Annotated in this window: 20 protein-coding genes; 8 read left to right on the top strand and 12 right to left on the bottom strand. The window is 65.0% G+C overall.

Annotation, left to right across the window (positions count from 1 at the left end; translation table 11 throughout):
- Nucleotides 1–70 precede the first annotated feature (70 nt).
- Nucleotides 71–1,102, bottom strand: a complete 1,032-nt coding sequence (gene glpX / locus E5222_RS16225; protein WP_136694825.1) for a class II fructose-bisphosphatase — start codon at nt 1,100–1,102, stop codon at nt 71–73.
- A gap of 85 nt (nt 1,103–1,187) precedes the next feature.
- Between glpX and E5222_RS16220 the strand changes: the two genes are divergently transcribed.
- Complete coding sequence (locus E5222_RS16220; RefSeq protein ID WP_136694824.1) at nt 1,188–1,745, top strand: hypothetical protein; 558 nt, start codon at nt 1,188–1,190, stop codon at nt 1,743–1,745.
- A gap of 9 nt (nt 1,746–1,754) precedes the next feature.
- On the opposite strand, the gene E5222_RS16215 is transcribed toward E5222_RS16220, so the two are convergent.
- Entirely contained in the window at nt 1,755–3,059 is a 1,305-nt protein-coding gene (locus E5222_RS16215) for a homoserine dehydrogenase (RefSeq protein WP_136694823.1), read from the bottom strand.
- A gap of 91 nt (nt 3,060–3,150) precedes the next feature.
- The gene (locus E5222_RS16210) at nt 3,151–3,942 is read right to left on the bottom strand and encodes a hypothetical protein (RefSeq protein WP_136694892.1); all 792 of its coding nucleotides are present in this window, start codon (nt 3,940–3,942) and stop codon (nt 3,151–3,153) included.
- A 396-nt stretch (nt 3,943–4,338) separates the two neighbouring features.
- Between E5222_RS16210 and E5222_RS16205 the strand changes: the two genes are divergently transcribed.
- From E5222_RS16205 to E5222_RS16185, 5 genes are all read left to right on the top strand, one after another.
- Nucleotides 4,339–5,001, top strand: a complete 663-nt coding sequence (locus E5222_RS16205; RefSeq protein WP_136694822.1) for an energy transducer TonB — start codon at nt 4,339–4,341, stop codon at nt 4,999–5,001.
- A gap of 39 nt (nt 5,002–5,040) precedes the next feature.
- Nucleotides 5,041–5,808 (top strand): MotA/TolQ/ExbB proton channel family protein, encoded by a 768-nt coding sequence (locus E5222_RS16200; protein WP_136694821.1) that lies wholly within the window; start codon nt 5,041–5,043, stop codon nt 5,806–5,808.
- 77 nt (nt 5,809–5,885) lie between these two features.
- Nucleotides 5,886–6,425 carry an ExbD/TolR family protein gene (locus E5222_RS16195; RefSeq protein WP_136694820.1) on the top strand — a complete coding sequence of 180 codons (540 nt, stop codon included), beginning with the start codon at nt 5,886–5,888 and terminating at the stop codon, nt 6,423–6,425.
- A gap of 43 nt (nt 6,426–6,468) precedes the next feature.
- The gene (locus E5222_RS16190) at nt 6,469–6,906 is read left to right on the top strand and encodes an ExbD/TolR family protein (RefSeq protein WP_136694819.1); all 438 of its coding nucleotides are present in this window, start codon (nt 6,469–6,471) and stop codon (nt 6,904–6,906) included.
- A 214-nt stretch (nt 6,907–7,120) separates the two neighbouring features.
- Entirely contained in the window at nt 7,121–7,582 is a 462-nt protein-coding gene (locus E5222_RS16185) for an ExbD/TolR family protein (protein WP_169053637.1), read from the top strand.
- A 559-nt stretch (nt 7,583–8,141) separates the two neighbouring features.
- On the opposite strand, the gene E5222_RS16180 is transcribed toward E5222_RS16185, so the two are convergent.
- The 6 genes from E5222_RS16180 to E5222_RS16155 all read right to left on the bottom strand — a co-directional run bounded on the left by E5222_RS16180 (nt 8,142) and on the right by E5222_RS16155 (nt 14,879).
- A complete protein-coding gene (locus E5222_RS16180; RefSeq protein ID WP_136694817.1) occupies nt 8,142–10,604 on the bottom strand; it encodes a ligase-associated DNA damage response DEXH box helicase in 2,463 nt (820 codons plus the stop codon).
- Nucleotides 10,605–10,674: 70 nt separating this feature from the next.
- Nucleotides 10,675–11,508 carry an arylamine N-acetyltransferase family protein gene (locus E5222_RS16175; protein WP_136694816.1) on the bottom strand — a complete coding sequence of 278 codons (834 nt, stop codon included), beginning with the start codon at nt 11,506–11,508 and terminating at the stop codon, nt 10,675–10,677.
- A 28-nt stretch (nt 11,509–11,536) separates the two neighbouring features.
- Nucleotides 11,537–12,343, bottom strand: coding sequence for a DUF2059 domain-containing protein (locus E5222_RS16170; protein ID WP_136694815.1), 807 nt, complete (start codon nt 12,341–12,343; stop codon nt 11,537–11,539).
- A gap of 21 nt (nt 12,344–12,364) precedes the next feature.
- A complete protein-coding gene (pgmG, locus tag E5222_RS16165) occupies nt 12,365–13,768 on the bottom strand; it encodes a phosphoglucomutase/phosphomannomutase PgmG (RefSeq protein ID WP_136694814.1) in 1,404 nt (467 codons plus the stop codon).
- Between the two features lie 12 nt (nt 13,769–13,780).
- Entirely contained in the window at nt 13,781–14,071 is a 291-nt protein-coding gene (locus E5222_RS16160) for a J domain-containing protein (RefSeq protein WP_342773191.1), read from the bottom strand.
- Nucleotide 14,072: 1 nt separating this feature from the next.
- Nucleotides 14,073–14,879, bottom strand: coding sequence for a division plane positioning ATPase MipZ (locus E5222_RS16155; RefSeq protein ID WP_136694813.1), 807 nt, complete (start codon nt 14,877–14,879; stop codon nt 14,073–14,075).
- Nucleotides 14,880–14,954: 75 nt separating this feature from the next.
- On the opposite strand from E5222_RS16155, the gene panC reads away from it, so the two are divergent.
- Both panC and E5222_RS16145 read left to right on the top strand, forming a co-directional pair.
- A complete protein-coding gene (panC, locus tag E5222_RS16150) occupies nt 14,955–15,818 on the top strand; it encodes a pantoate--beta-alanine ligase (protein ID WP_136694812.1) in 864 nt (287 codons plus the stop codon).
- On the top strand, nt 15,815–16,198 hold the full coding sequence (locus E5222_RS16145) for a nuclear transport factor 2 family protein (RefSeq protein ID WP_136694811.1): 384 nt from the start codon (nt 15,815–15,817) through the stop codon (nt 16,196–16,198). The genes panC and E5222_RS16145 overlap by 4 nt, the downstream gene beginning before the upstream one ends.
- Before the next feature lie 8 nt (nt 16,199–16,206).
- Here the strand turns inward: E5222_RS16145 and E5222_RS16140 are convergent, their stop codons facing one another.
- Genes E5222_RS16140 through E5222_RS16130 form a run of 3 tightly spaced genes read right to left on the bottom strand, consistent with a single transcriptional unit; the run spans nt 16,207 to nt 21,626 of the window.
- Entirely contained in the window at nt 16,207–17,430 is a 1,224-nt protein-coding gene (locus tag E5222_RS16140; protein WP_136694810.1) for a TolC family protein, read from the bottom strand.
- A complete protein-coding gene (locus E5222_RS16135) occupies nt 17,427–20,531 on the bottom strand; it encodes an efflux RND transporter permease subunit (RefSeq protein WP_136694809.1) in 3,105 nt (1,034 codons plus the stop codon). The genes E5222_RS16140 and E5222_RS16135 overlap by 4 nt, the downstream gene beginning before the upstream one ends.
- 6 nt (nt 20,532–20,537) lie before the next feature.
- Entirely contained in the window at nt 20,538–21,626 is a 1,089-nt protein-coding gene (locus E5222_RS16130; protein WP_136694808.1) for an efflux RND transporter periplasmic adaptor subunit, read from the bottom strand.
- Between the last annotated feature and the right edge of the window lie 18 nt (nt 21,627–21,644).

Below are 21,644 nucleotides of genomic sequence, written 5' to 3'. Positions count from 1 at the left end.
AGCGTCATCTGATTGCAACCTGCGGCTTGGGGCGCCTTGTTGAAAGCCCGCCCTTCGCCGCACCCTTCGATCAATCGACCCGATGCTCGCCGCTGATCCAGCGCACCGTGCCGGTCGCCGCACGCATCACCACGCTGTCGGTCGTCACCACCGGGCCCATGCCGGGGCGGCGCAACCGCTTGACGCCATGGAGCAGCGGGCCATCGGTCACACCGGTGGCGGCGAAGATGCAGTCCCCTCCGGCAAGGTCTTCCAGCCCATAGATACGGTCGAAATCGCTGATGCCGCATTCATGCGCGCGGCGCCGCTCATCCTCGTTACGGAAGATCAGCCGGCCTTCGAACTGCCCGCCGACGCAGCGCAGCGCCGCCGCCGCCAGCACGCCTTCAGGCGCACCGCCGGAGCCCATATAGAGGTCGATGGAGGTGTCGGGGTCGGTCGTGGCAATCACCCCGGCGATATCGCCGTCGGGGATGAGCTGGATGCCGCAGCCGATCCGGCGCAGCTTGCCGATCAGCTCTGCATGGCGCGGGCGGTCGAGCACGCAGACCATGAGCTCATACGGCTCCACCCCCTTGGCCTCCGCCACGGCGGCGATGTTTTCTTCTTCCGTGCGATCGAGGCTGACGACGCCATCCGGATAACCCGGCCCGACAGCGATCTTCTCCATATAGATATCGGGCGCGTTGAGCAGCTGCCCCTGCGGCGCGACCGCCAGCACCGCCAGTGCGCCGCTGGCCGCCTTGGCGGTGATGGTGGTGCCTTCCAGCGGGTCGACCGCGATATCGATGGCGGGCCCGCCATCCTGCGCCGCACCCAGCTTCTCGCCGATATAAAGCATCGGTGCATGGTCACGCTCGCCCTCGCCGATCACGACGGTGCCGTCGATCGGCAGCTGGTCGAAGGCTTCGCGCATGTCCTTGACCGCCGCCTCGTCCGCTGCGGTCTCGTCCCCGCGACCGATCAGCGCGGCGGCGGCGACAGCACCCGCCTCTGTCACACGCACCAGCTCCATCACCAGCGCGCGGTCGAGCACTTCGGTGTTCGCCGAGGGCGCAGCTGTGGATTGTTTGGCACGGGACTGGCTGGCACTGCTATTCATGGGCAATTCACTCACGCGACAGAAAGTGGCTAGCGCTTAGGGCGGGGGTATTGCGATGTCGAGACAGTTGGCGGTGGTCGGAGGCATGCTTGCCATCGCCGCCACGCCCGCCATGGCCCAACAGGCAGGCGCACAGGGCGAGCGTCCGCTGACCGCCGAAGAAGCACTCAGCAATGCGCAGGACGTCTGGATCACCAATGCCAAGGACGAACCCGATCCTTGCGCGGTGGAGAACCCCGATCCGGACGTGATCGTGGTGTGCCGCGAGTCCGAGGATCCGGAGCGCTACATGTTCGAGCGCCAGACGCGCGCGGACAGCGAAGTGACGGGCAGCGGCGCTCCGCGTGCACAGGATCCGGGTGGCCTGCTTCAGCCATGCGAAGCTTATACCTTCTGCTCAGGCGGCATTGGCAGCGTGCCAGACCCGGCGATCATGGTCGATTTCGAACTCTTCCCCGAAACACCCGAGGGATCGGAAGCCGCGCGGCTCTATGGCGGACCGACCGATGCGGAGGCCGCGGCAGCGCGCGAAAACCGCGTCGGTGTAGAGACCCAGCCCGAAGCACCGCCTCCGCCGCCCGATCGCAGCGATCTCGGCCTCGAAACCCAGCGCGGGATCGATGACGATGTTTACGGGCCCTGATCGGGCGATCTAGCCGATGACGCGCATCACCAGCGGCGGTTCGGACAGGCTGTCCGAACCTTCCAGCGTGGCAAGCGCGGCTGTGACCGCGCTCTCCGGCCCGCGATGGCTCACAATCGCGACCAGCACATCGCCATCCTCTTCCGGATGGCCGTGCTGGATCATGCTTTCGATGGAGACGCCCGCATCGCGCATGGCGGCGGTAATCTCCGCCAGCACGCCGGGGCGGTCGGCAACGGTGAAGCGCATATAGGCGCGGCTGATTCGGCTGCCCGGATCGGCTGGCGCCACCTTCTGCAGCGCGGAGACCGGCAGCGAGAAGGGCGCCGAGACGGTGCCGCGCGCAATATCGATCAGGTCGGCGACCACCGCACTGGCAGTCGGCCCGTCGCCTGCGCCCGCGCCCTGGAACAGCAGGCGGCCAACGAAATTGCCTTCGGCCACCACGGCATTGGTCGGACCGTCCACTGCTGCGAGCGGATGGTCCTTGGCCACCAGCACCGGCGCGACGCGCTGGAACAGGCGGCGCTCGCCTTCCTGCTCCTGCGGTTCGGCAATGCCGACCAGGCGGATGACATGACCCAGCGCATCGGCCTGCGCGATGTCGGCGGCGCGGATCATGGTGATGCCCGAAATATCAACCGCGCCGAAATCGACCGCCGTGCCGAAGGACAGGGCGGCCAGGATCGCCAGCTTGTGCGCCGCGTCGACGCCCTCGACATCGAAAGTCGGGTCGGCCTCGGCATAGCCCAGCTCCTGCGCGTCCTTCAGCACATCGGCGAAGTCGGCGCCGGAACCTTCCATTTCGCTGAGGATATAGTTGCAGGTGCCGTTGAGGATGCCGAAGATCCGCTCGATCCGGTTGGCCGCCGCGCCTTCACCGATGCCCTTGATCACCGGGATGCCGCCGGCGACCGCGGCTTCATATTTCAGCGCCACGCCTTTCGCTTCGGCGATCCCGGCCAGCTCCATGCCGTGATGCGCGATCATCGCCTTGTTGGCGGTGACCAGTTGCTTGCCGCCATTCAGTGCATTGCGGGCGAGCGCGAGGGCCGGTCCGTCCGATCCGCCGACCAGCTCCACCACCGCATCGACATCGTCCCGCGCGGCGAGCGCGGTCATGTCGTCTTCCCAGGCATAGGGGGACAGGTCGATGCCGCGATCCTTGCTGCGGTCACGCGCGCAGACGGCCACCACCTGCAGCGGCCGCCCGGCGCGCGCGGCAATCAGCTCGCCATTGGCTTCCAGCAGGCGGATAACCCCGGCGCCAACAGTGCCAAGGCCAGCCAGTGCGATGCGAAGCGGTGCGGTCATTCAATCCCCCGGGAACGTGTGGAAGCCATCAGGCGCGCGGCGTTAATCGCCCCGCGCCCGCTTGGCTAGAGCCTTCGCTCGCGAAAGGGGGTCACATGCTGCGCGCGCAGGGCCCGATCTCTGCCAGGACGATCGAATAGTCGTCACGCGCGCGGGCGCGCGATGCCGGATCGTTCTGGAGGAAAGACTCTTCGGGCAGTTCCTGCGGCAAGTGACAGGCCAATGCATACCATTGCGGCGTCTGCGGCTGGGGCGGACGCGCCGACTGGTCGACGATATCGCTCCACGACACGCCCCATTGCGGCGCCATGCCCGGTCGCCTGAGCACGGTGAGCGAGACCGGCGCGCCATCGCGCGTATCGAGGAAGATCTGCGTTTCCGATTCGCCCACGAGGTTGCCGGGGACCGACATTACCTCTCGCACGCCGGTGATAATCGGCGGCGGCGGGGCTTCGACCAGCTGGCGGAGGACCGCGCGTGCGCGCTGCTCCAGCTCCGGGCTGTAGGGCTGCATCGCATTGGGTGCGATCAGCTGGATTTCTCCGGGCCGACCTTCGACCCGCCGGCCGTAGAGAAGATAGACCCGCTTCTTCAGCTTCGGCACGTCGCCATCGGCCTCGCGCGGCTGGTCGCTCAGGAAAGCAAGCGATTCGCCGATCGGGCCAGATCCCGCCAGCAGCGCCTGCGTCTCCGCCTCGAGGTAGAGGCGCACATGGCCCGGCCGGACACCGGGTGCACGCTCGGGCGGGACGGTGATCTGATCATCGATCTCGGCGCGCAGCACCACGCCTGACGACAGGCTGAGTTCCACCAGGTCGACATAGGTCGGAGCGGCGGGCACCACGGCGGCCTGCTGCGCCGCAACGGGTACCGCGAGGGCCATCGCCAACGCCGCCGGGATAAGGCTGGCGAGATTCGCGCAAGGCGGGATTCGGCTGTATATTCTCATCACGCGTTCCTGTCTTTGAGCCGTGAAACTGTCATAAAACGGATCTCTTCACGAGCTTTAACGTTGGTTTGACAGGTGAATCACGGCTGAACCGAGAAAGCGGATTGCCCATGCCGTTAGGTGTCGTTAAGACCCGCCGAGAACGGACCGATGGACGAGAATATAAACAGTCGGTCTGACAACTGGGGTTACGTTTGCAGGAAACAACCCTTTCCATCTGCATTTCGCAGATGGGCAAATCTTCGCTGTAGCACGCAGGTCACCTTGGCTTGCATCATGCTGCGATGGCCGGACCTGGTCCGGTGAATGGAAATGGAGTGATGGGACTGGATGGCTTACGCTGACCAACAAATGAGCGGTAGTCGACTGGCGTCGATTATCATCGTTGCCCTCATCCACGTTGCGATCGGTTATGCACTGATCAGCGGACTCGCCATCTCGGCGGTGAAGCAGGTCGTGCAGCGTGTGACCACCGTGGATATCGAGGAGCCGGAACCCGAACCGACGGAAGAACCGCCGCCGCCGCCGGAACAGGATGTGGCCCCGCCGCCTCCCGTTGCGCCGCCGCCGCCGATCAGCATTGCACCGGCGCCGCCGCAGATCCGCGTTACGCCGCAGATCACGCCGCAGCGAGAAGTTCCGCTCGTTGTACCTCGGGCAACACCAACACCGACACCGACACAGACGCCTTCCCAGGCCCGCGGTGCGCAACGCGATAACTACAATCGCTGGGCAGCCCGCATCGTGAACGAAGGCTATCCCCAGCGTGCGATTCGTCGTGGCACAGAAGGCACGGTGGGCGTCTCGGTCGTCGTTGATACTGACGGTAGGGTGCAGTCCTGCACGGTGACATCATCGAGCGGCGAGTCCGTTCTCGACGAGGGCGCATGTTCGGCCATGGAGCGTTACGCACGGTATGAGCCCGCGCTCGATGCCGCCGGCAACCCGACCACTGGCCGGGACTCGCTGTCCATCGTTTACCGCCTCAACTAGTTTCAGCCTTTTCAAGATCTCTTAGAGAGGATTTTCCGCATGCTTATTGATATTCTGGCCGCAGCCGGCACCGAAGCTCCCCAGAGTCAGTTCGGTTTCATGGAAGCCATGGAACAGGGCGGCCCTGTCGCCTGGTCGATCCTGGCCGTTCTCGTGATCCAGTCCGTAGGTTCCTTCTACATCCTGTTCACCAAGTTCTTCGAGCAGAGCAAGGTGATCAAGCAGCTGCAGAACAACCGTGCCGCCTTCTGGCGTTCGAGCTCGCTGGCCGAAGGCGCCACCAAGTTCGACAAGAACAGCGCATGGCGTCAGCTGGTGGACGATGCCCTGTCCGCCGATGCCGAGCACAAGAACATGTCCGATAGCCTGGAAGCCCATGACTGGCTGCACGGTTCGCTGGCGCGTTCGGAAGCTGCGATCAACTCCAAGCTGGCAAGCGGCCTGCCCTTCCTGGCAACGACCGGTGCAACCGCTCCGTTCGTCGGCCTGCTGGGTACGGTTATCGGTATCTACCGCGCGCTGATCAACATCGGCATCGCCGGTTCGGCATCGATCGACAAGGTCGCCGGCCCCGTGGGTGAGGCGCTGATCATGACCGCCATCGGCCTGCTGGTCGCCGTGCCGGCCGTGTTCGCCTACAACTACCTGCAGAGCCGCAACAAGAAGATTGCCGCGATGCTCTCGGGCTTCTCGACCGAACTGCTGGCCAACATCGCTTCCAACGGCGCTGTGAAGCCGACGATCCAGGCTGCCCGCACTCCGGCCAAGGCTCCGGCTGCGGCCAAGCCCGCTCCGAAGAAGGCCTGAGGACGACTGCAATAACCCGGCGGGCGCCAACCGGCGCCCGCCACGATTGCAGATCAATTTGAGATAGGACGAGAACTATGGCCATAGCGACTGGTGGAGACGGCGGCGAAACGCCGATGTCCGAGATCAACACCACTCCGCTGGTGGACGTGATGCTGGTGCTGCTGATCATCTTCCTGATCGCGGTTCCGGTTGCCATCCAGACCGTTGAGGAGCTGCAAGTCCCGATCCTCGTTTCGCGCGAATCGGATGACAAGGTCGAAAACCTGCTGATCACGGTCACCACGACCGACGCGGCAGGCCGCACGCCCAGCACGATCAACACCGCCTATGAAGGCGCGACCCGCAACGGCGAATGCCGCGTGTTCATCAACAACACCACGCTGGTGGATTCAAGCGAGCTGTACGACCAGGCGTTCGAGCGCCTCGACAACATCGTACAGCGCGCCGGCGGTCCGGACGCCATCATGGCGCAACCCGAGCTGATCCCGCAGGTGCACATCCGTGCTGACGTGGAAACTCCGTGGCGCTGCGTTGCTGGCACGATCTTTGTCGTCCAGCAGGCTGCTTATCCCACGGTCGGCTTCATTTCGAACCCGGTGGACCCGAACGGCTGATCGCCGTTCCCATCAGGCTAGAGAGACTTAGGAGTATTAACCCATGGCAATGTCAGGCGGCAAAGACGATGGCGAGCCGATGATGGAAATGAACACGACGCCGTTGATCGACGTCATGCTCGTGCTCCTCATCATGTTCATCATCACCATCCCCGTTGCGACCCATGCGATCAACATCGACCTTCCGCAGCCGAGCAATGAACCGCCGCCGCCGGACATGATCGATCCGATCGTCAACAAGATCGTGCTTACGCCGGGCGGCCAGATCCTCTGGAACGCCACGCCGATCAACCAAGGCGAGTTGACGCGCAACCTGCAGGAAACGCTGGCTTTCGAAATCGAGCCCGAACTGCAGTTCGAACCCGAAGCGCAGGCCAGCTACGAGCTGTCCGCACGCGTGCTGAATATCATCAAGAATTCGGGCGTGACCAAGTTCGGCTTCGTCGGCAACGAGAAGTATCGCAGCTTCGGCAAGGAATAAGCCGCAGCACAACGCGAGCAAGCGTTGGCAAAAGGATCAAGGGGCGGGCTTTCCCGCCCCTTTTTCTTTGCCCGCGATCGGGAACCCCTCCGCCACATCCCTGCCTGCTGCCATGCAGAACTTGACCTCGCGCCTTCTATGTGATGTTATGCTGTTACATCTTGATACAGGCCCGGAGTTGAGAACACACGTCGCACCGCAAGGAGAGGTTTCCATGACCAGAGCATTCCGTCGCCCCTACCCGGCCTATCGCGTGAACGCCTACCAGGCCTCTGCCGACAAGCCGATGAGCGAGATGAACACCACCCCTCTGATCGACGTGCTGCTGGTCCTCCTGATCATGATCATCATGACCATCCCCATCGCCGCCCATAACCTCGAAGTCGACCTGCCCGGCCCCGGCTCCAAAGGCGGCGCTGATTCCCCGCAAATCGCGCTAACCATGAATGCGAGCGGACAAGCCTTCTGGAATGGCGAAGCCGTCACGCGCGAGGAACTGGGCGCAAAGCTGAGCGCGGCTGCGAAACAGGAAAATGAACCGGTCATCCGTTTCCAGCCCCACGCGCTGACAAGCTACAATGACGCAGTCCAGGTCATCAACCTCGCCGACGATGCCGGGACGGGCAAATTCGCCTTCGTCGGCAATGAGCAATACCGCCACTTCAGCCGCGACTGACGGCCAAGCCCACCGCCCGTGCCTTTCCCCAGACGCCGCCACCGAGCCGAACCCCCTGACAACGGCGACCTTATCCATTGTGCCCATTTCGGCTTCGTGGCGGCGGCTATTGCGGTGATATTGGCAAGCATGGCGCTCAGTTTCTCTCGCGCGCCCACGCATGCGCTGCTGGTGGACCTGTCCCCATTCGACGGAATGGATGAAGGCAGTGCCGACCGCCCCTCTCACGTGCTCAGAGTCACGCCCGAAGGTGCGATCGAGCAGACCAAGGCGGAGCCGGTCCAGCCAACCCTTGTCTTTGAGTCAGACGCCAATGCCGGCTACGAGCTCTCCCTGCGGGTGCTCAATATCGTGGTCCAGATGGGACTGGCTGACCACCGCTTCTGCCTTGCGAGCCTGTCCCGACATCGCGAATTCGACAAGCATCCGAGGCCCTTGCGATTGACGAGGATCCCATCTGCGTCGCTCCCCAAAGGCGCCAGCCCACTGACCGGCCTGCCAATCGACCCGGAAGCGGAGTGTGACCCGCGCCTGACCCCTGATCTATCGGCCTTGGATGCTAGTCCTCCACCACACCCGGCAAGTCCACCTCCATCGCCGCACCCGCCAGGCTCTCCGCCTCTAGCAGCAGTTCCTCATCCGCCGCGCCCTGCGGCACCGCCTCCCGACCGATCATAACCATCACCGGAACGGCAAGCGGGCTGACCCGCTCCAACTGCACATGTTCGATCCGCTCCGCCGCCGTGTCGAGCAAGTCGGCGAGGCGCGCGATATCGGTCAGCTTCGCGCGCGCATCGGCCCAGGCCGCTTCCATCAGCACGTGGTCGGGCTCGTATTTCTTCAGCACGTCATAGATAAGGTCGGTCGAGAAGGTGACCTGCTTGCCGCTCTTCCGCTTGCCGGGATGCTGCCGTTCGACGAGCCCGCCGATCACCGCCACTTCGCGAAAGGCACGGCGCAGGAGGTAGCTGTCCTGCACCCAGTCGATAAATTCATCCTGCAGGATGGTGGGCGAGAGCAGCGCCGCCGGGTCCTCCACCGGCTTCAGCCCCCAGACCGCGAGCGAATAGTCGTTGGCGACAAAGCCGCCGGGCATGAGGCCCAGATCCTCCATCCGCTTGGTGATCAGCATGCCCAGCGACTGGTTCGCGTTCCACCCGGTGAAGGTGTAATAGACCGTGTATTCGCGCGCCCCATGCGGGAAGCTTTCGACCAGCAAATTGTCCGGCCCCGGCAGCTGGCTGCGCCAGTCCTGCACCTCCAGCCACTCGCGCACATCGTCAGGAAAGCTTGCCCAGCCCGGCCGATCGACCAGCAACGCGCGCACACGATCGGCCAGGTGCGTGGTCAGCGGCAGGCGCAACCCGCCATAGGAGGGGATCATCGCCGCCTTGGTGCTGGCGCGCACCACCAGCTCCATGTCCTTCAGCTGTTCGACCTCGAGATTGAGGCCTGAGAACTGGAAAGTGTCGCCGGGCGAGAGCGAGGCGGCGAAACGCTCCTCCACCTTGCCCAGCGATCTTCCGTTGCGGAAGCGGACATTGAGCATCTCGCTATCGACGATGATCCCCGCATTCATCCGGTGGCGTTGCGCCTGTTCGGGATGCGTCAGCCGCCACACGCCTTCCCTGTCGCGCGTGATCCGCTTGAACTTGTCATAGGCCTTGAGCGCATAGCCGCCAGTGGCGACGAAATTGAGCACGCGCTCCCACACCGCCTCGTCCACCCAGCTATAGGCGAGGCTTGAGCGCACTTCGGCCAGCAGCGCCTTCTCCTCGAACGGCGCGGCACAGGCGCAAGCCATCACATGCTGGGCCAGCACGTCGAGCGTGCCGGGGCGGAAATCCTCGCCATCGCGCTTGCCCTCATCCACCGCCTGCTTCGCTGCCATGGCTTCGAGGAATTCGAAACGGTTGCCGGGCACGAGCAGCGCGCGGCTGGGCTGGTCGAGACGGTGATTGGCGCGCCCGATGCGCTGCAACAGGCGGCTGGAACCCTTGGGCGCGCCCATCTGCACCACAAGGTCGATATCGCCCCAGTCCACGCCGAGATCGAGGCTGGCGGTACAAACCAGCGCCCGCAATTCGCCGCGCGCCATCGCGCCTTCCACCTTGCGCCGCCCCTCCTTGGACAGCGAGCCATGGTGGATGCCGATCGGCAAATTGTCCTCATTCGCATCCCATAGCTGCTGGAAGATATATTCGGCCAGGAAGCGCGTATTGGTGAAGACCAGCGTGGTGCGGTTCTCGCGGATACGCTCATAGAGCTGCGGGATCGCCCAGGTCGCCGCATGGCCGCCCCAGGGCACGCGCTCTTCTTCCGGCAGCAGGATCTCGACTTCGGGCTCCGCACCCTTCTCGCCCTCGACCAGCGCCACGCTGTCGATGTCGCCCCATGGCGCGAGCCACTCGCGGAAGGCCTCCGGGGAGGCGACAGTGGCGGAAAGGCCAACGCGCTGGAGTTCGGGCGCAATGGCCTGCAGCCGCGAAAGGGCAAGCGCGAGGATATCGCCGCGCTTCTGCGTCGCGAAGGCATGGATCTCGTCCACCACCACGCGTTTCAGCCCCTTGAACAGCTCGAAACTGTCGGGGAAGCTGAGCAGCAGCGAGAGGCTTTCGGGCGTGGTCAGCAGCACATGCGGCGGGCGGCTGCGCTGGCGCTTCTTGCGGTCGGACGGCGTATCGCCGCTGCGCGTTTCGATGCGGAGGTCGAGGCCCATCTCCTCCACCGGCGTGAGGAGGTTGCGCTGCACGTCATGCGCCAGCGCCTTCAGGGGCGAGACGTAGAGCGTGTGCAGGCCCTCTGGCGGCGCGTCACCTGCAAGCGTGGACGGGCAGAAGGCCGCCAATGTGGGCAGGAAGCCCGCCAGCGTTTTGCCTGCACCCGTATCGGCCACCAGCATCGCGTGCTGGCCGGCCTGCGAAGCGGCAAGCATTTCGGACTGATGGCGGCGGATGCGCCAGTCACGCGCGGCGAACCATGCGCTGATTTCGGGCGGGATCGAGGGTTTGGGCAGCTCCATGGGCTCCAGTCGATTACCAGACCCCCGCCCCGCTCACCAACGCCGGAATGCGCGCGCGTATCCCCAAACGCTACGGCGCGATGCGCGCGACGTCGTCCTCCGTGAGCGCGATGCCGAAATGCGACTGCATCACTTCGCGCCACTCGGCATCCGAGGCGATCTCCCGCTTCTCCGCCTCGCCACCGCGGGCGATGGAGAGCGACCGGCCGGAGAGCGCCATGAAGCCATCGGGCAGGACCAGGCTGACGATGGGTTGCAGGCGGAAGCGCGATTGCGGCCAGTTTGCGGTCCAGTGATTGGCTTGTTCGAGGTCGGCTGCCTCCACATGCGCCAGGTCGAATGTGTATTGCGCCTGCCAATCGGCATGGTCGAGAGCGCGTCCATCTGTGCTCGCCCGCGATCCGGCACGCTCCAGCACCCATTCGCCATCGGGCCGGAAAATCCGCCGCAGTCGATGGCGCGCACCGTCTCCGGTGGTGGTCACCGCTCCATCCTGCAACGGCAGGGGCGGGACATAGGAGCCGCCGAAACCGGCATCGGCGATCCACGGCTCACCGGAGAACTCCGCCAATAGCAGCACATGGGTGCGCGGCGGGATCATGCCTTCGGGAATGGCAAGGCGCGGTCGGGCGAGCAGCGGGCGCGTGGCGATGCCGATCGCCGCCAGCATGTCCGCATAGAGGCGGTTCTGTTCGAAGCAGTATCCGCCGCGCCCACGCTCCACCAGCTTGGCGAAGGCCGCGTCGCCATCGATCGCGATGGGCTTGCCGAGCAGCACGTCGATATTCTCGAAGGTGATCGCCTGCCTGTGCGCTGCCTGCACCTTGTCCAAGCCCTCGGGCGTCGGCGGGGGCGGGGCGTCGAGCCCGATACGCTGGCAATAGGAGTGAAGGCGCGCGTTCATCGCCTGTCGCGTCGCAGTGCCGGAACGCTCACTTCGCCGAAGCCTGCTCCATGCCCTTGCGAAGCTCGGCAACGCTGATGCTCAGTGCGTTGGCGATCCGCTCCCGCTCCTGCTGGGACAGATCGCCAAATCCGCGCGCCTGCCCTGCGGCAGACATCATCTGCTCCATTTCGCCCATGATGCGCGGCATGTCTTCCAGCATCATCGGCATGGCCTGCATGGAAGCCGACATGACTTGTGGATCGGTGAAGACCATCATGCTTTCGGTGGCATAGAGCGAGCCGGTTTCGGTGGCGAAGAAGGCGGCGATATCCTCCAGCTGCGGCTGGGTGAAACGCGCGGCATAGGCGCGCGAAAGTCCGTCGCGCATATAGGGCTCGAACGCCACGAGCTGCTTCACCAGTTCGCCCATCATGTAATCCATGCCCGCATCGAGCCGCGCGCCATATTGCGGATCGATCATGGCGGCGATGGCCTGCCGCTCGCCTTCATCCATCGCCTCGACCACGTCGACAGGCTGGCCGAGATACGCCGCGATCTCGCCCGCAGGCATGGTTTCTGGCATCATCGACATGAGCGGATCGAGAATGCCGCCCAGCATGTCTTCCATCATGCGGCCATAGAAGCCTTCCGGCATGACTTGCACAACCAGCTCGGTCGCAAGCGGCAGGCGAGCCTCCTGCTCAGCCGTCAGCGGTTCCGCAGTGAACATTTGCGAGAACATGGCGGACAATTGCTGCATCTCGGCATCGCCGGCACTGTCCTGCGCCAAGGCGGGTGCCGGCGCGGTGGCCAGCGCGACAGGCGCAGCGATTGCAAAAAGGATGCGCTTCATTTCCCTGTTCCTCTCAACCGCTCAATGCCCAGCCTGCGGGCCACGCTCCAGCCCCGAAAGACCGAGCTGCTCGTCGATCTGCGCCAGCAGGCGGTCGAGCCCTTCCTGGCTGTCGCTTTCAGCGCGGGCAACCAGCACGTCCTGCGTGTTGGAAGCGCGCAGCAGCCACCAGCCATCGTCATTGGTGACGCGCACGCCATCGGTGGAATTCACCTCGTCCGTGCTGTTCGCCAGCCGCTTCTTCACCTCGTCGATCGCGGCGAACTTGCGGCTCTCATCCACCTGGAAGCGCATCTCGGGCGTGTTGAGCATGGCGGGCATCGCACCGCGCAGCTCGGTCACCGATTTGCCCAGCCGCGCGGCGGCAGCGATCAGGCGAATCCCGGCATAGAGCGCATCGTCGAAACCGTAATAGGTGTCGGCAAAAAACACGTGTCCGCTCATTTCCCCGGCCAAAGGCGAGGAAACTTCCTTCATTTTGGATTTAATCAGCGAGTGCCCCGTCTTCCACATCAGCGGGGTGCCGCCACAGACCGATACATGGTCGAACAGCGCGCGGCTGGCCTTCACATCGGCGATGATCGTCACCCCCGGGGAAACCCGTAAGAGGTCTTCCGCATAGATCATCAGCAGCTGGTCGCCCCATATGACCCTGCCCTCCCCGTCGATCGCGCCGATCCGGTCGCCGTCACCATCGAAAGCCACTCCAAAATCGAGGGATTTTACGGAGACAAGCTTTCGCAAGTCCGCAAGGTTTTCCTCGACAGTAGGATCAGGATGATGATTGGGAAATTCGCCATCGACTTCGGTAAACAGCAGGTGATGCTCGCCGGGCAGGCGCGCAGCCAGCTTTTCCAGCGCGGGACCGGCAGCACCATTGCCTGCATCCCACCCCACCTTCAGACCGGACAGGACCTGGGGATCGATACCGTCGAGCCCCTCGAGCAGGCGGTCGATATAAGCATCGAGGATGTCTACGTCCTCGACCCCGCCGACCCCGTCATCCCAGTCGCCCGCCGCCGCCATCTCGCCCAGCTTGAGGATGTCGGCGCCGAAGAAGGGACGCCCGCGAAATACCATCTTGAAGCCATTATAGTTGGCGGGATTGTGGCTGCCGGTTATCTGAATGCCGCCGTCCACCTCTTCGGCTGAAGCCTCGGCATAATAGAGCATGGGCGTGGGCCCCATGCCGACCCGGCGCACATCGACGCCGCTGGCATTCAGCCCTTCGACCAATGCGTGCTCCAGCATCGGCGAACTGACGCGCCCGTCATAACCGACCGCCACCTTCTTGCCCCCGGCCCGCGCGATCAGCGTGCCGAAACCGCGGCCGATGGCGCGCGCATCCTCCGCGCCCAGCGTTTCGCCGATGATCCCGCGAATATCGTATTCTCGCAATACGGTAGGGTGGAACTGGTGGGTCATGCAAACTCCTGCCTAATCTGGTCGCCCGTCGGGCAATTCGTCGAACAACAGGTCACGCGCGGCATTCGCCTCGTGCACCTGCTCATTGGTCCCGCCCTTGTCGGGATGGACCATCGCGACCAGCCGCTTATGCGCGGCTATGATGTCAGTTCTGTTGGCGCGCGCTTCCACACCCAGCAATCGGCGCGCGCGGAAGATCGCCTGCTGCCGCGTCGATACCGCCTTTTCCCACGGCCATCGCCCGCGGATCATCTTGTAGAAGAAGCACACGATGCCGGCGAGGATCAGGAGGCGGATCAGCATGTCAGGCGGCTTTATCGGCCTTTCGTCCCGCCATGGGCAGGTTGAGATGGGCGACAAGGCTGCGCAATTCCTGCCGCGCGACGAGGTGGCTGGTGCCGAGTTCGCCCAGGTGCCCCTTGTCGAGCAGGGTGAGGCCGGAAGGGAACAGCTCGCGATAGATCACGCGTTCGGACAGGCCATGCGAGACGCGGAAGCCCACGCGCTTCGATAGCTCGGTCAGCGCCTGGTCGATGCGGCGCTGGTTGCGCGCATCGGTATGGCCGGTGCGGTTCCTGACCACCACCCAGTCCATCTCGCGCCGGTGCTGCTCGATCGTCGCGCGGCTGCGCTTCAGCCGTGCTTCCCAGATCAGCTCGGCATAGAAGGACAGGCGGCGCACCTTGAAGGTTTCGGCTTCGACCTGTCCGATCAGGTCGAAATCGACGAAGCTGTCATTCATCGGCGTCACCAGCGTATCCGCCTCGGTCGCCACATGGCGCGCAAAGGGATCGTCGCGCCCGGGCGTATCAAAGATGATGAAATCGGCATCTTCGGAAAGACGCGCGGCCTGCGCTTCCAGTTCCTCAACGGTCTCGCCGCGAAAGATCTCGCATTCCGGGCCGGGCAGGTCGATTGCGCGCCGCGCGCGCGTTTCCTCCCGGTTCTCGATATAGCGGCTCATCGTCGCCTGCCGCGTATCGAGATCGATCGCCGCCACTTTCGCGCCCTGATAGGTGAGCGCCACCGCGACATGCACGGCGGTGGTGGATTTGCCCGTCCCGCCCTTTTCATTGGCGAAGACGATGCGGTGGGCGGCGGATGCGGTCACGTGCGTGGAGGCTTTCTCTGGCTAATGGACGCGGCTAGGCTGCTGTCTTGCGGATAGTATCGGAGGGGAAGCCGCGTGGAAACCGTTAGCGACCTGCAAACCTTGCGGGAAACTGTGGATGAGCTGCGCCAAAGCGGCACGATTGCCATGGTTCCGACCATGGGCGCGCTGCACGAAGGGCATTTGACGCTGGTGCGCGAGGCGAAACGGCATGCCGACCATGTCGTTGCCTCGATCTTCGTAAATCCCACGCAATTCGGCCCGAACGAGGATCTGGACGCCTATCCGCGCCAGCTGGCGGAGGACCAGGCGAAGCTTGAAAGCGAAGGCACCGCGCTGCTGTGGGCGCCCGATGTGGCGGCTATGTATCCCGCAGGCTTCGCCACCAGTATCTCCGTCTCCGGCGTCAGCGAAGGCCTGTGCGGTGCTTCGCGCCCCGGCCATTTCGACGGAGTGGCGACGGTGGTGTGCAAGCTGTTCAACCAGGTGCGCCCCGATGTCGCGCTGTTCGGGGAGAAGGACTGGCAGCAACTGGCGGTGATCCGCCGCATGGCGCGCGACCTCGACCTCGCCTTCCCGCTTGCCGGCAATATCATCGGCGTGCCCACCGTGCGCGAGGCGGACGGCCTCGCGATGAGCAGCCGCAACGCCTATCTCTCGCCCGAGGAGCGCGCCTCCGCTGCACGGCTCAGCCAGACCATGCGCGAGGCGATCGAACGGATCGAGGCAGGCAAGGACGTGCCCGCCACGCTCGGCTGGCTGCAATCTGAATTGGTGAGTGCAGGCTTTGCCTCCATCGATTATGCAACGCTGGCCGATGCCGACAGCCTCACACCTCTGTTGAGTGCACCGACTGCTCCGGCGCGCCTGCTGGTGGCCGCGCGTATCGGCACGACGCGACTGATCGATAATATGCATGTGGAAGGGGAAGCTGCATGACCGAGGAAAATTTCCACGCTTATATCGCTGCATTCAACGGCAATGATTTCGAGGGATTTACCCGCTTCTACGCCGATGACGTGGTGTTCGAACTGGGATCGGCGAAGCGGATCGAGGGGCGCGAAAGCATCTTCGCTTTCTATCGCGAGGTGAAGGCGCATATCACCGAGGTGGTCGAGCCGCTGGACGTGATCGTCACCCCCACGCGCATCGCCATGCATTGCCGGACCACTTTCGAGACATTCAAGGACTGGCTCGACTTCGAAATCTGGCCGACGAAAGCAGGCGACAAGCGGGTGGTCGAGACCATCGCCATGTATGAGGTCGATCCTGTGCACGACCGCTTCACCCATATTCGCGGGGCGCGGTTCAAGCCCTGAGGCGAGCGCTAGTCGGCCAGCCAGAGTTCGTGGCTGTCGATACGCAGTTGCGTGACCGCGCGCTGGGCCGCCGCGCGGGCAACGGCTTCGGTGCGGAAGGACTCATGCGTCATCCGTTCCGCCAGAAGCAGGTCGGCGAGGTCGATCTCGCCGAGTTCGTGACCGCGCCGTTGCCGCAGCAGGGCAGACATTTGCGCATCCAGCGCCTCGCGCGCGCGCTGCCAGGATGACAGGCGCAGGCGCGCTTCGGCGAGGTCGGTTTCGGCGGTTTCGAGGACGGTGAAGCGGGCCAGGGCGGCATCGGCCGAAGCCGCGCCAGCCTCCGCCGCAGCCTGGTCCGCCAGCGCGCCGCGATGCCTGCCGCCGAGCGGGATGGAGAAGACGAGACCCGCGCCGCGCTCAGCCCCGCTGCGTTCGGAGAACAGCCGCACTCCGAAGGAGGGGTCGGCAATGCGATCCATCCGCGTGCGCTCGGCATAGGAACCCATGGCGCGCGCCTGTGCTTCGGCAGCGGCAATCTCGTGGCTATTGGCGATCACGAGGTCACGATAGCGGTCGAGCGAATCCGGTTCGGCATCGGGCGCAGGGACTTCGGGCGCTTCCACCGGAATGGCGAGCGAGGGGAAATGCGTCTGCAGCCTTGAGCGGGCGACCTGCGCCTCGCCTGCCGATTGCTCGGCCAGCACGCGCGCGGAACCCAGCGCCGCTTCCGCCTGGTCGACTTCCAGCAGCGAGGCATCGCCCAGCTCCTCCCGCCGGCGAACGGCATTGAGTGCCGACCGGTAATTGGCGACCGCACGCTCATCCACCCGCGCGGCGGCGGAAGCCTCCAGCCAGTCCCACCAATGCCGGGCGAGGATCAGGGCAGCCTGGTGCCGCGCATCCTCGGCCATGTTCTCCGCCGCATCGACCTGGTGCGTACCGATCGCGCGATCGAGCCGTGCCTTGCCGGGAAGGCGGAAAGCACGGGTCAGCTGCGCGTCGAATTCGTCGAAATCGCCCTCGAGGTCGATATTGCGGCGCGTGTAGCTGCCGGTGAAGGTCAGCTCATGCGGCCCCACAGCGCGCGCATCGGCCCCGGCCCGCGCAGCACCGACCCGCTCGCGCGCCGCCAAGACGGAAGGGTGTGCATCCAGCGCGCCGGCCACCGATGCTTCGTCCGGCAGGCCGGGTTCGGCGGCCACGGGTGCGGCAAGGGCAAGCAGGAGGGGCGAGAGGGCGAGCTTCCTCATACGAAGCCCTCCCCTTCCACGCGGTGCTTCTCGCGATCCGCCTTCCCCTCGCCGAAACGTTCGTAGAGGATGGGCAGCAGGATGAGCGTGAGAAGCGTCGCCGAAACCAGCCCGCCGACAACCACGATGGCGAGCGGCTTCTGGATCTCCGACCCAGGCCCGGTTGCGAAGAGCAGCGGGACAAGGCCGAAGGCGGCAATGCTGGCGGTCATCAGCACCGGCCTCAGTCGACGCTCTGCCCCCTGTCGAACCGCTTCGGCCAGCGTTAGGCCCTTCTCGCGCAGCTGGCGGATATAGGTCACCATCACCAGCCCGTTGAGCACCGCAATGCCGAACAGGGCGATGAAGCCGACCGAGGCGGGAACCGAAAGATACTCCCCCGACAATGCCAGCGCGATCATCCCGCCGACCATGGCGAAGGGGATGTTGAGCAGGATCAGCACCGAGGCGCGCAGGCTCTGCAGGGTGAAATAGAGGATGGCGAAGATCAGCAGCACGCTGACCGGCAGGACGATCCCCAGCCTCGCACTGGCGCGTTGCTGATTCTCGAACTGACCGCCCCATTCGAGGCGATAGCCCGCCGGAAGCGGAACGTTTTCGGCAATATCGGCGCGCGCTTCCTCGACATAGCCGACAAGGTCGCGGCCCGTCACGAAGGCCTGCACGAGGGCGAAGCGCGAGCCGTTTTCGTGCTCCAGCTTCACCGGCCCCGCGGTCAGAGACACGCCGGCGACATCGCTGGCGCGCACCAGTTGGCCCGACGGCGATTGGTAGAGCTGGTCGGCAAAGGCTTGCGGCGTATCGGCCATGCGCCCCTCGCCTCTCACCACGATGGGAATGCGGCGATTGCCCTCGGCAACCACGCCCGCGCGCATGCCTTCGACCTGCGCACGCATCATGTCCTGCAATTCGGTCACCGGCATGCCGAGCCGGCCCGCCGCCACCCGGTCGATATCGAGCTGCATGTAATCGACCGTGTCATTGGCGACGGTCATCGCCTCGCTCGTACCCTCGATCGTCTCCAGCCGCGCCTGAATCTCGCCCGCCAACCGCGAGAGTTCGTCGAGATCGCTGCCGAAGAGCTTGAGCGCGAGGTCTCCGCGCGCGCCAGTGAGCATTTCGGACGTGCGCATGTCGATCGGCTGGGTGAAGCTCGGCTCGATACCGGGGAAGCGCTCGAGAACGCCGCGCAACTGGTCGACCAGCCATTCCTTGTCCGCCACGCGCCATTCGTCGCGCGGTTTCAATTGCAGGAAGGCATCGCTTTCATTGAGGCCCATCGGATCGAGGCCGATCTCGTCCGAACCGACGCGGGCGATGATCGCCTCAACTTCCGGCACGTCCTCCATGATCGCGCGCTCGATGGCGAGGTCGCCTTCGACCGAGTGCTCCAGCGAGACCGAGGGCAGCTTGGCGAGCTGCATCACCACCGAGCCTTCATCCATCACCGGCAGGAAAGTCTTGCCCGTCATCGTATAGGCGAACCCCGTCGCCACCAGCGAGACGGCGGCAATGGCAAAGACCAGCCTCTTCCTCGCAAAAGCGCCCGCCAGCAGCCGCGAATAGCGCGGGGAAAGCTGGCGCATCAGCCATGGCTCGTGCTCGCCCTCCTTCACCTTGAGCAGATAGAGCGCGACCACCGGGATCAGCGTCAGCGAGAGCAGCAGGGCGGAAAGCAGCGACAGCACGATGGTCAGCGCGACGGGGGAGAAAAGCTTGCCTTCCAGCCCCTCCAGCGTGAGCAGCGGCAGGAAGACGATGGCGATGATGGCAAGACCCGACGCCACCGGCTTCGCCACTTCGATCGTGGCGGCGGCGACATTGCGCAACTTGCTGCCCGCCTTGTGCGCCGGGTCGGACAGGCGCTCGACTACATTCTCGACCACCACCACCGCACCATCGACCAGCATGCCGACGGCAATGGCGAGGCCGCCGAGGCTCATCAGGTTCGCGGTAAGACCGATCGCGCGCATGAAAATGAAGGTCAGCAGCGCCGCCATGGGCAGCGCCAGCGCGACGATCACCGAGGCGCGGAAGTCGCCGAGGAAGAGCAGCAGCAGGATGACGACGAGCACGGTCGCCTCCAGCAGCGCCCTTTCCACCGTTCCCACGGCGCGGGAAATCAGGTCGGACCGGTCATAGAAGACCTCGACTTCCATACCTTCGGGCAAGCTCGGCGCGATCTCGTCCAGCCGTTCAACCACACCGGCGACGACTTGCGAGGCATCCGCGCCGCGCAATCCTATGACGAGACCTTCCACCGCCTCGCCCGTGCCGTTGCGCGTCACCGCGCCATAGCGGGTGAGGCTGCCGCTGCGCACATCGGCCACGTCGCCCAGCCGGATCACTGCGCCGCCATCGGTGCGCACCACGGTGTTGGAGAGGTCATCCAGCGTGGCAATCGCTCCGGTCGAACGGACGATCAGCGCTTCCTCGCCCGTGGTCAGGCGGCCCGCACCGTCATTGCGGTTGTCCGCCTCTATCGCTGCGGCGAGATCCGCGGTCGAGAGGCCGGCCGCCGCCAGCGCGCCATTATCGGGCGCGACCTCGAAGGTTTCGACGAAACCGCCCAGCGCGTTGACGTCCGCAACACCCGGAACAGTGCGCAATGCAGGCCGGATGATCCAGTCGAGCACGCGACGCTTTTCGGCAAGGTCCTGCGGCCCTTCGAGCGTGAACATGTACATGTCGGATAGCGGGGTGGAGATCGGCGCCATGCCGCCTTCCACCGTTTCGGGCAGGTCGCCCATCACCGAATTCAGCCGCTCCGCCACCTGGGTGCGCGCCCAGTAGATGTCGGTCCCGTCGGCGAAGTCGATGGTGACATCGGCAATCGCGTATTTGGCGACCGAGCGCAGCACCGTCTGGTCGGGAATGCCGAGCATTTCCATCTCGATCGGCGTGATGACGCGGCTTTCCACTTCCTCGGGCGTCATGCCCGGCGCGCGCAGGATGATCTTTACCTGGGTCGAGCTGATGTCCGGAAAGGCATCAATGGGCAGCCGCGCGAAGGACCATGCGCCAAGGCCTGCGAGGAGCACCGCCAGGGCGATGACGCCAAGGCGCAGCGACAGCGCCTTTTCGATAAGGATGCGCAGCATGCCGCCCTACTCCGCCGAAGCGGCCTTGAGCTCGGTGATGGCGCTGGTGGCAACCACCTCGCCCGCGACAAGCCCTTCGGCGATCACCGCCTCGCCGCCCGCATTGGCTACGACCTGCACGGCGCGGGGCATGAAGCTCTCGCCATGGCGGACGAAGACATGATCCTCCCCGCCAATGCGCGTCACAGCCGTGGAGGGAACTGAAACGCCGGTACCGTCACCGCTGCCGCTGATCGTGACCATCACGTTCTGGCCCGAGACGAGCCCCGGTGCCGCGCCAATACTGGCCTTGGCCATGACTGAGCGGGTCTGCGGGTCGATGGAGGGAGCGACCGAGAGGATTTGCCCGCCCACCGGCATGGTCTGCCCGTCGACGCCAGTCGGCAGCTGCACTTCCACTGCCATGCCGGGGCGGACCTGCCGCGCCAGCCTCTCGGGCAATTGCAGGTCGATCCGGAAGGGGCCGCCCGCTTCGATCACGAAGGGTGCCTCCATGCCATCGACCGGACCGCCGGTCTCGACGCCGACATGGGCCACTCGGCCTGAAATGGGGGAGCGCAAGGTCATCGAGCCATCGGGACCGGTGCCGGAGATGGCGGCCATGCGCTGCGCCTCAGCCAGAGTGGCGCGGGCCTGCTGCAACTCGGCGGCGGCCTCGTCCGCGCGGGCCTGCGCGATAATTCCTTCGCTGGCGAGCTGTTCCATCCGGGTGGAGCGCGCCTCTGCCAGCCCCACTTGCGAGCGGGCACGGGCGAGGTCGGCGGAGATGCTGACCGGCTCAGCCGCGCGAACCAGCGCCAGCGGAGCGCCGCGGGACACGGCCTGCCCCTCGATCACATAGACGCGGATCGCCGCGCCGGGGAAAGGCGGGGTCACCGCCACGCGCGCTTCGGGGGGAAGCGAGACTTGCCCGGGCACCGTTCCGAGCGGCACGCCCTGAGTCGCCCGCGCTTCGGCAGTCTCGATGGCAAGGCCCGACAAGTCCGGTCCAGCCTCTTCACCGGCGGGAACGGTCGTTTCCTCGCCACCCGAACAGGCGGCAAGGCCGAGCAGCAGGAGGCCGGGGGCCAGCAAGGCATGGGGTCGCATCGTCATGGGCTGGAAAGATGCGCC

This window comes from Alteraurantiacibacter aquimixticola (assembly GCF_004965515.1).
Taxonomy (GTDB): Bacteria; Pseudomonadota; Alphaproteobacteria; order Sphingomonadales; family Sphingomonadaceae; genus Alteraurantiacibacter; species Alteraurantiacibacter aquimixticola.
Note: the sequence above shows the minus strand (reverse complement) of the source record. Positions and strands in the feature narration are given on the sequence as shown.

Bases quoted from the DNA above. Each gene is read 5' to 3' on its own strand.
- glpX (WP_136694825.1), bottom strand. From the start codon at position 1,102: ATGAATAGCAGTGCCAGCCAGTCCCGTGCCAAACAATCCACAGCTGCG.
- E5222_RS16220 (WP_136694824.1), top strand. From the start codon at position 1,188: ATGCTTGCCATCGCCGCCACGCCCGCCATGGCCCAACAGGCAGGCGCA.
- E5222_RS16215 (WP_136694823.1), bottom strand. From the start codon at position 3,059: ATGACCGCACCGCTTCGCATCGCACTGGCTGGCCTTGGCACTGTTGGC.
- E5222_RS16210 (WP_136694892.1), bottom strand. From the start codon at position 3,942: ATGGCCCTCGCGGTACCCGTTGCGGCGCAGCAGGCCGCCGTGGTGCCC.
- E5222_RS16205 (WP_136694822.1), top strand. From the start codon at position 4,339: ATGGCTTACGCTGACCAACAAATGAGCGGTAGTCGACTGGCGTCGATT.
- E5222_RS16200 (WP_136694821.1), top strand. From the start codon at position 5,041: ATGCTTATTGATATTCTGGCCGCAGCCGGCACCGAAGCTCCCCAGAGT.
- E5222_RS16195 (WP_136694820.1), top strand. From the start codon at position 5,886: ATGGCCATAGCGACTGGTGGAGACGGCGGCGAAACGCCGATGTCCGAG.
- E5222_RS16190 (WP_136694819.1), top strand. From the start codon at position 6,469: ATGGCAATGTCAGGCGGCAAAGACGATGGCGAGCCGATGATGGAAATG.
- E5222_RS16185 (WP_169053637.1), top strand. From the start codon at position 7,121: ATGACCAGAGCATTCCGTCGCCCCTACCCGGCCTATCGCGTGAACGCC.
- E5222_RS16180 (WP_136694817.1), bottom strand. From the start codon at position 10,604: ATGGAGCTGCCCAAACCCTCGATCCCGCCCGAAATCAGCGCATGGTTC.
- E5222_RS16175 (WP_136694816.1), bottom strand. From the start codon at position 11,508: ATGAACGCGCGCCTTCACTCCTATTGCCAGCGTATCGGGCTCGACGCC.
- E5222_RS16170 (WP_136694815.1), bottom strand. From the start codon at position 12,343: ATGAAGCGCATCCTTTTTGCAATCGCTGCGCCTGTCGCGCTGGCCACC.
- pgmG (WP_136694814.1), bottom strand. From the start codon at position 13,768: ATGACCCACCAGTTCCACCCTACCGTATTGCGAGAATACGATATTCGC.
- E5222_RS16160 (WP_342773191.1), bottom strand. From the start codon at position 14,071: ATGCTGATCCGCCTCCTGATCCTCGCCGGCATCGTGTGCTTCTTCTAC.
- E5222_RS16145 (WP_136694811.1), top strand. From the start codon at position 15,815: ATGACCGAGGAAAATTTCCACGCTTATATCGCTGCATTCAACGGCAAT.
- E5222_RS16140 (WP_136694810.1), bottom strand. From the start codon at position 17,430: ATGAGGAAGCTCGCCCTCTCGCCCCTCCTGCTTGCCCTTGCCGCACCC.
- E5222_RS16135 (WP_136694809.1), bottom strand. From the start codon at position 20,531: ATGCTGCGCATCCTTATCGAAAAGGCGCTGTCGCTGCGCCTTGGCGTC.
- E5222_RS16130 (WP_136694808.1), bottom strand. From the start codon at position 21,626: ATGACGATGCGACCCCATGCCTTGCTGGCCCCCGGCCTCCTGCTGCTC.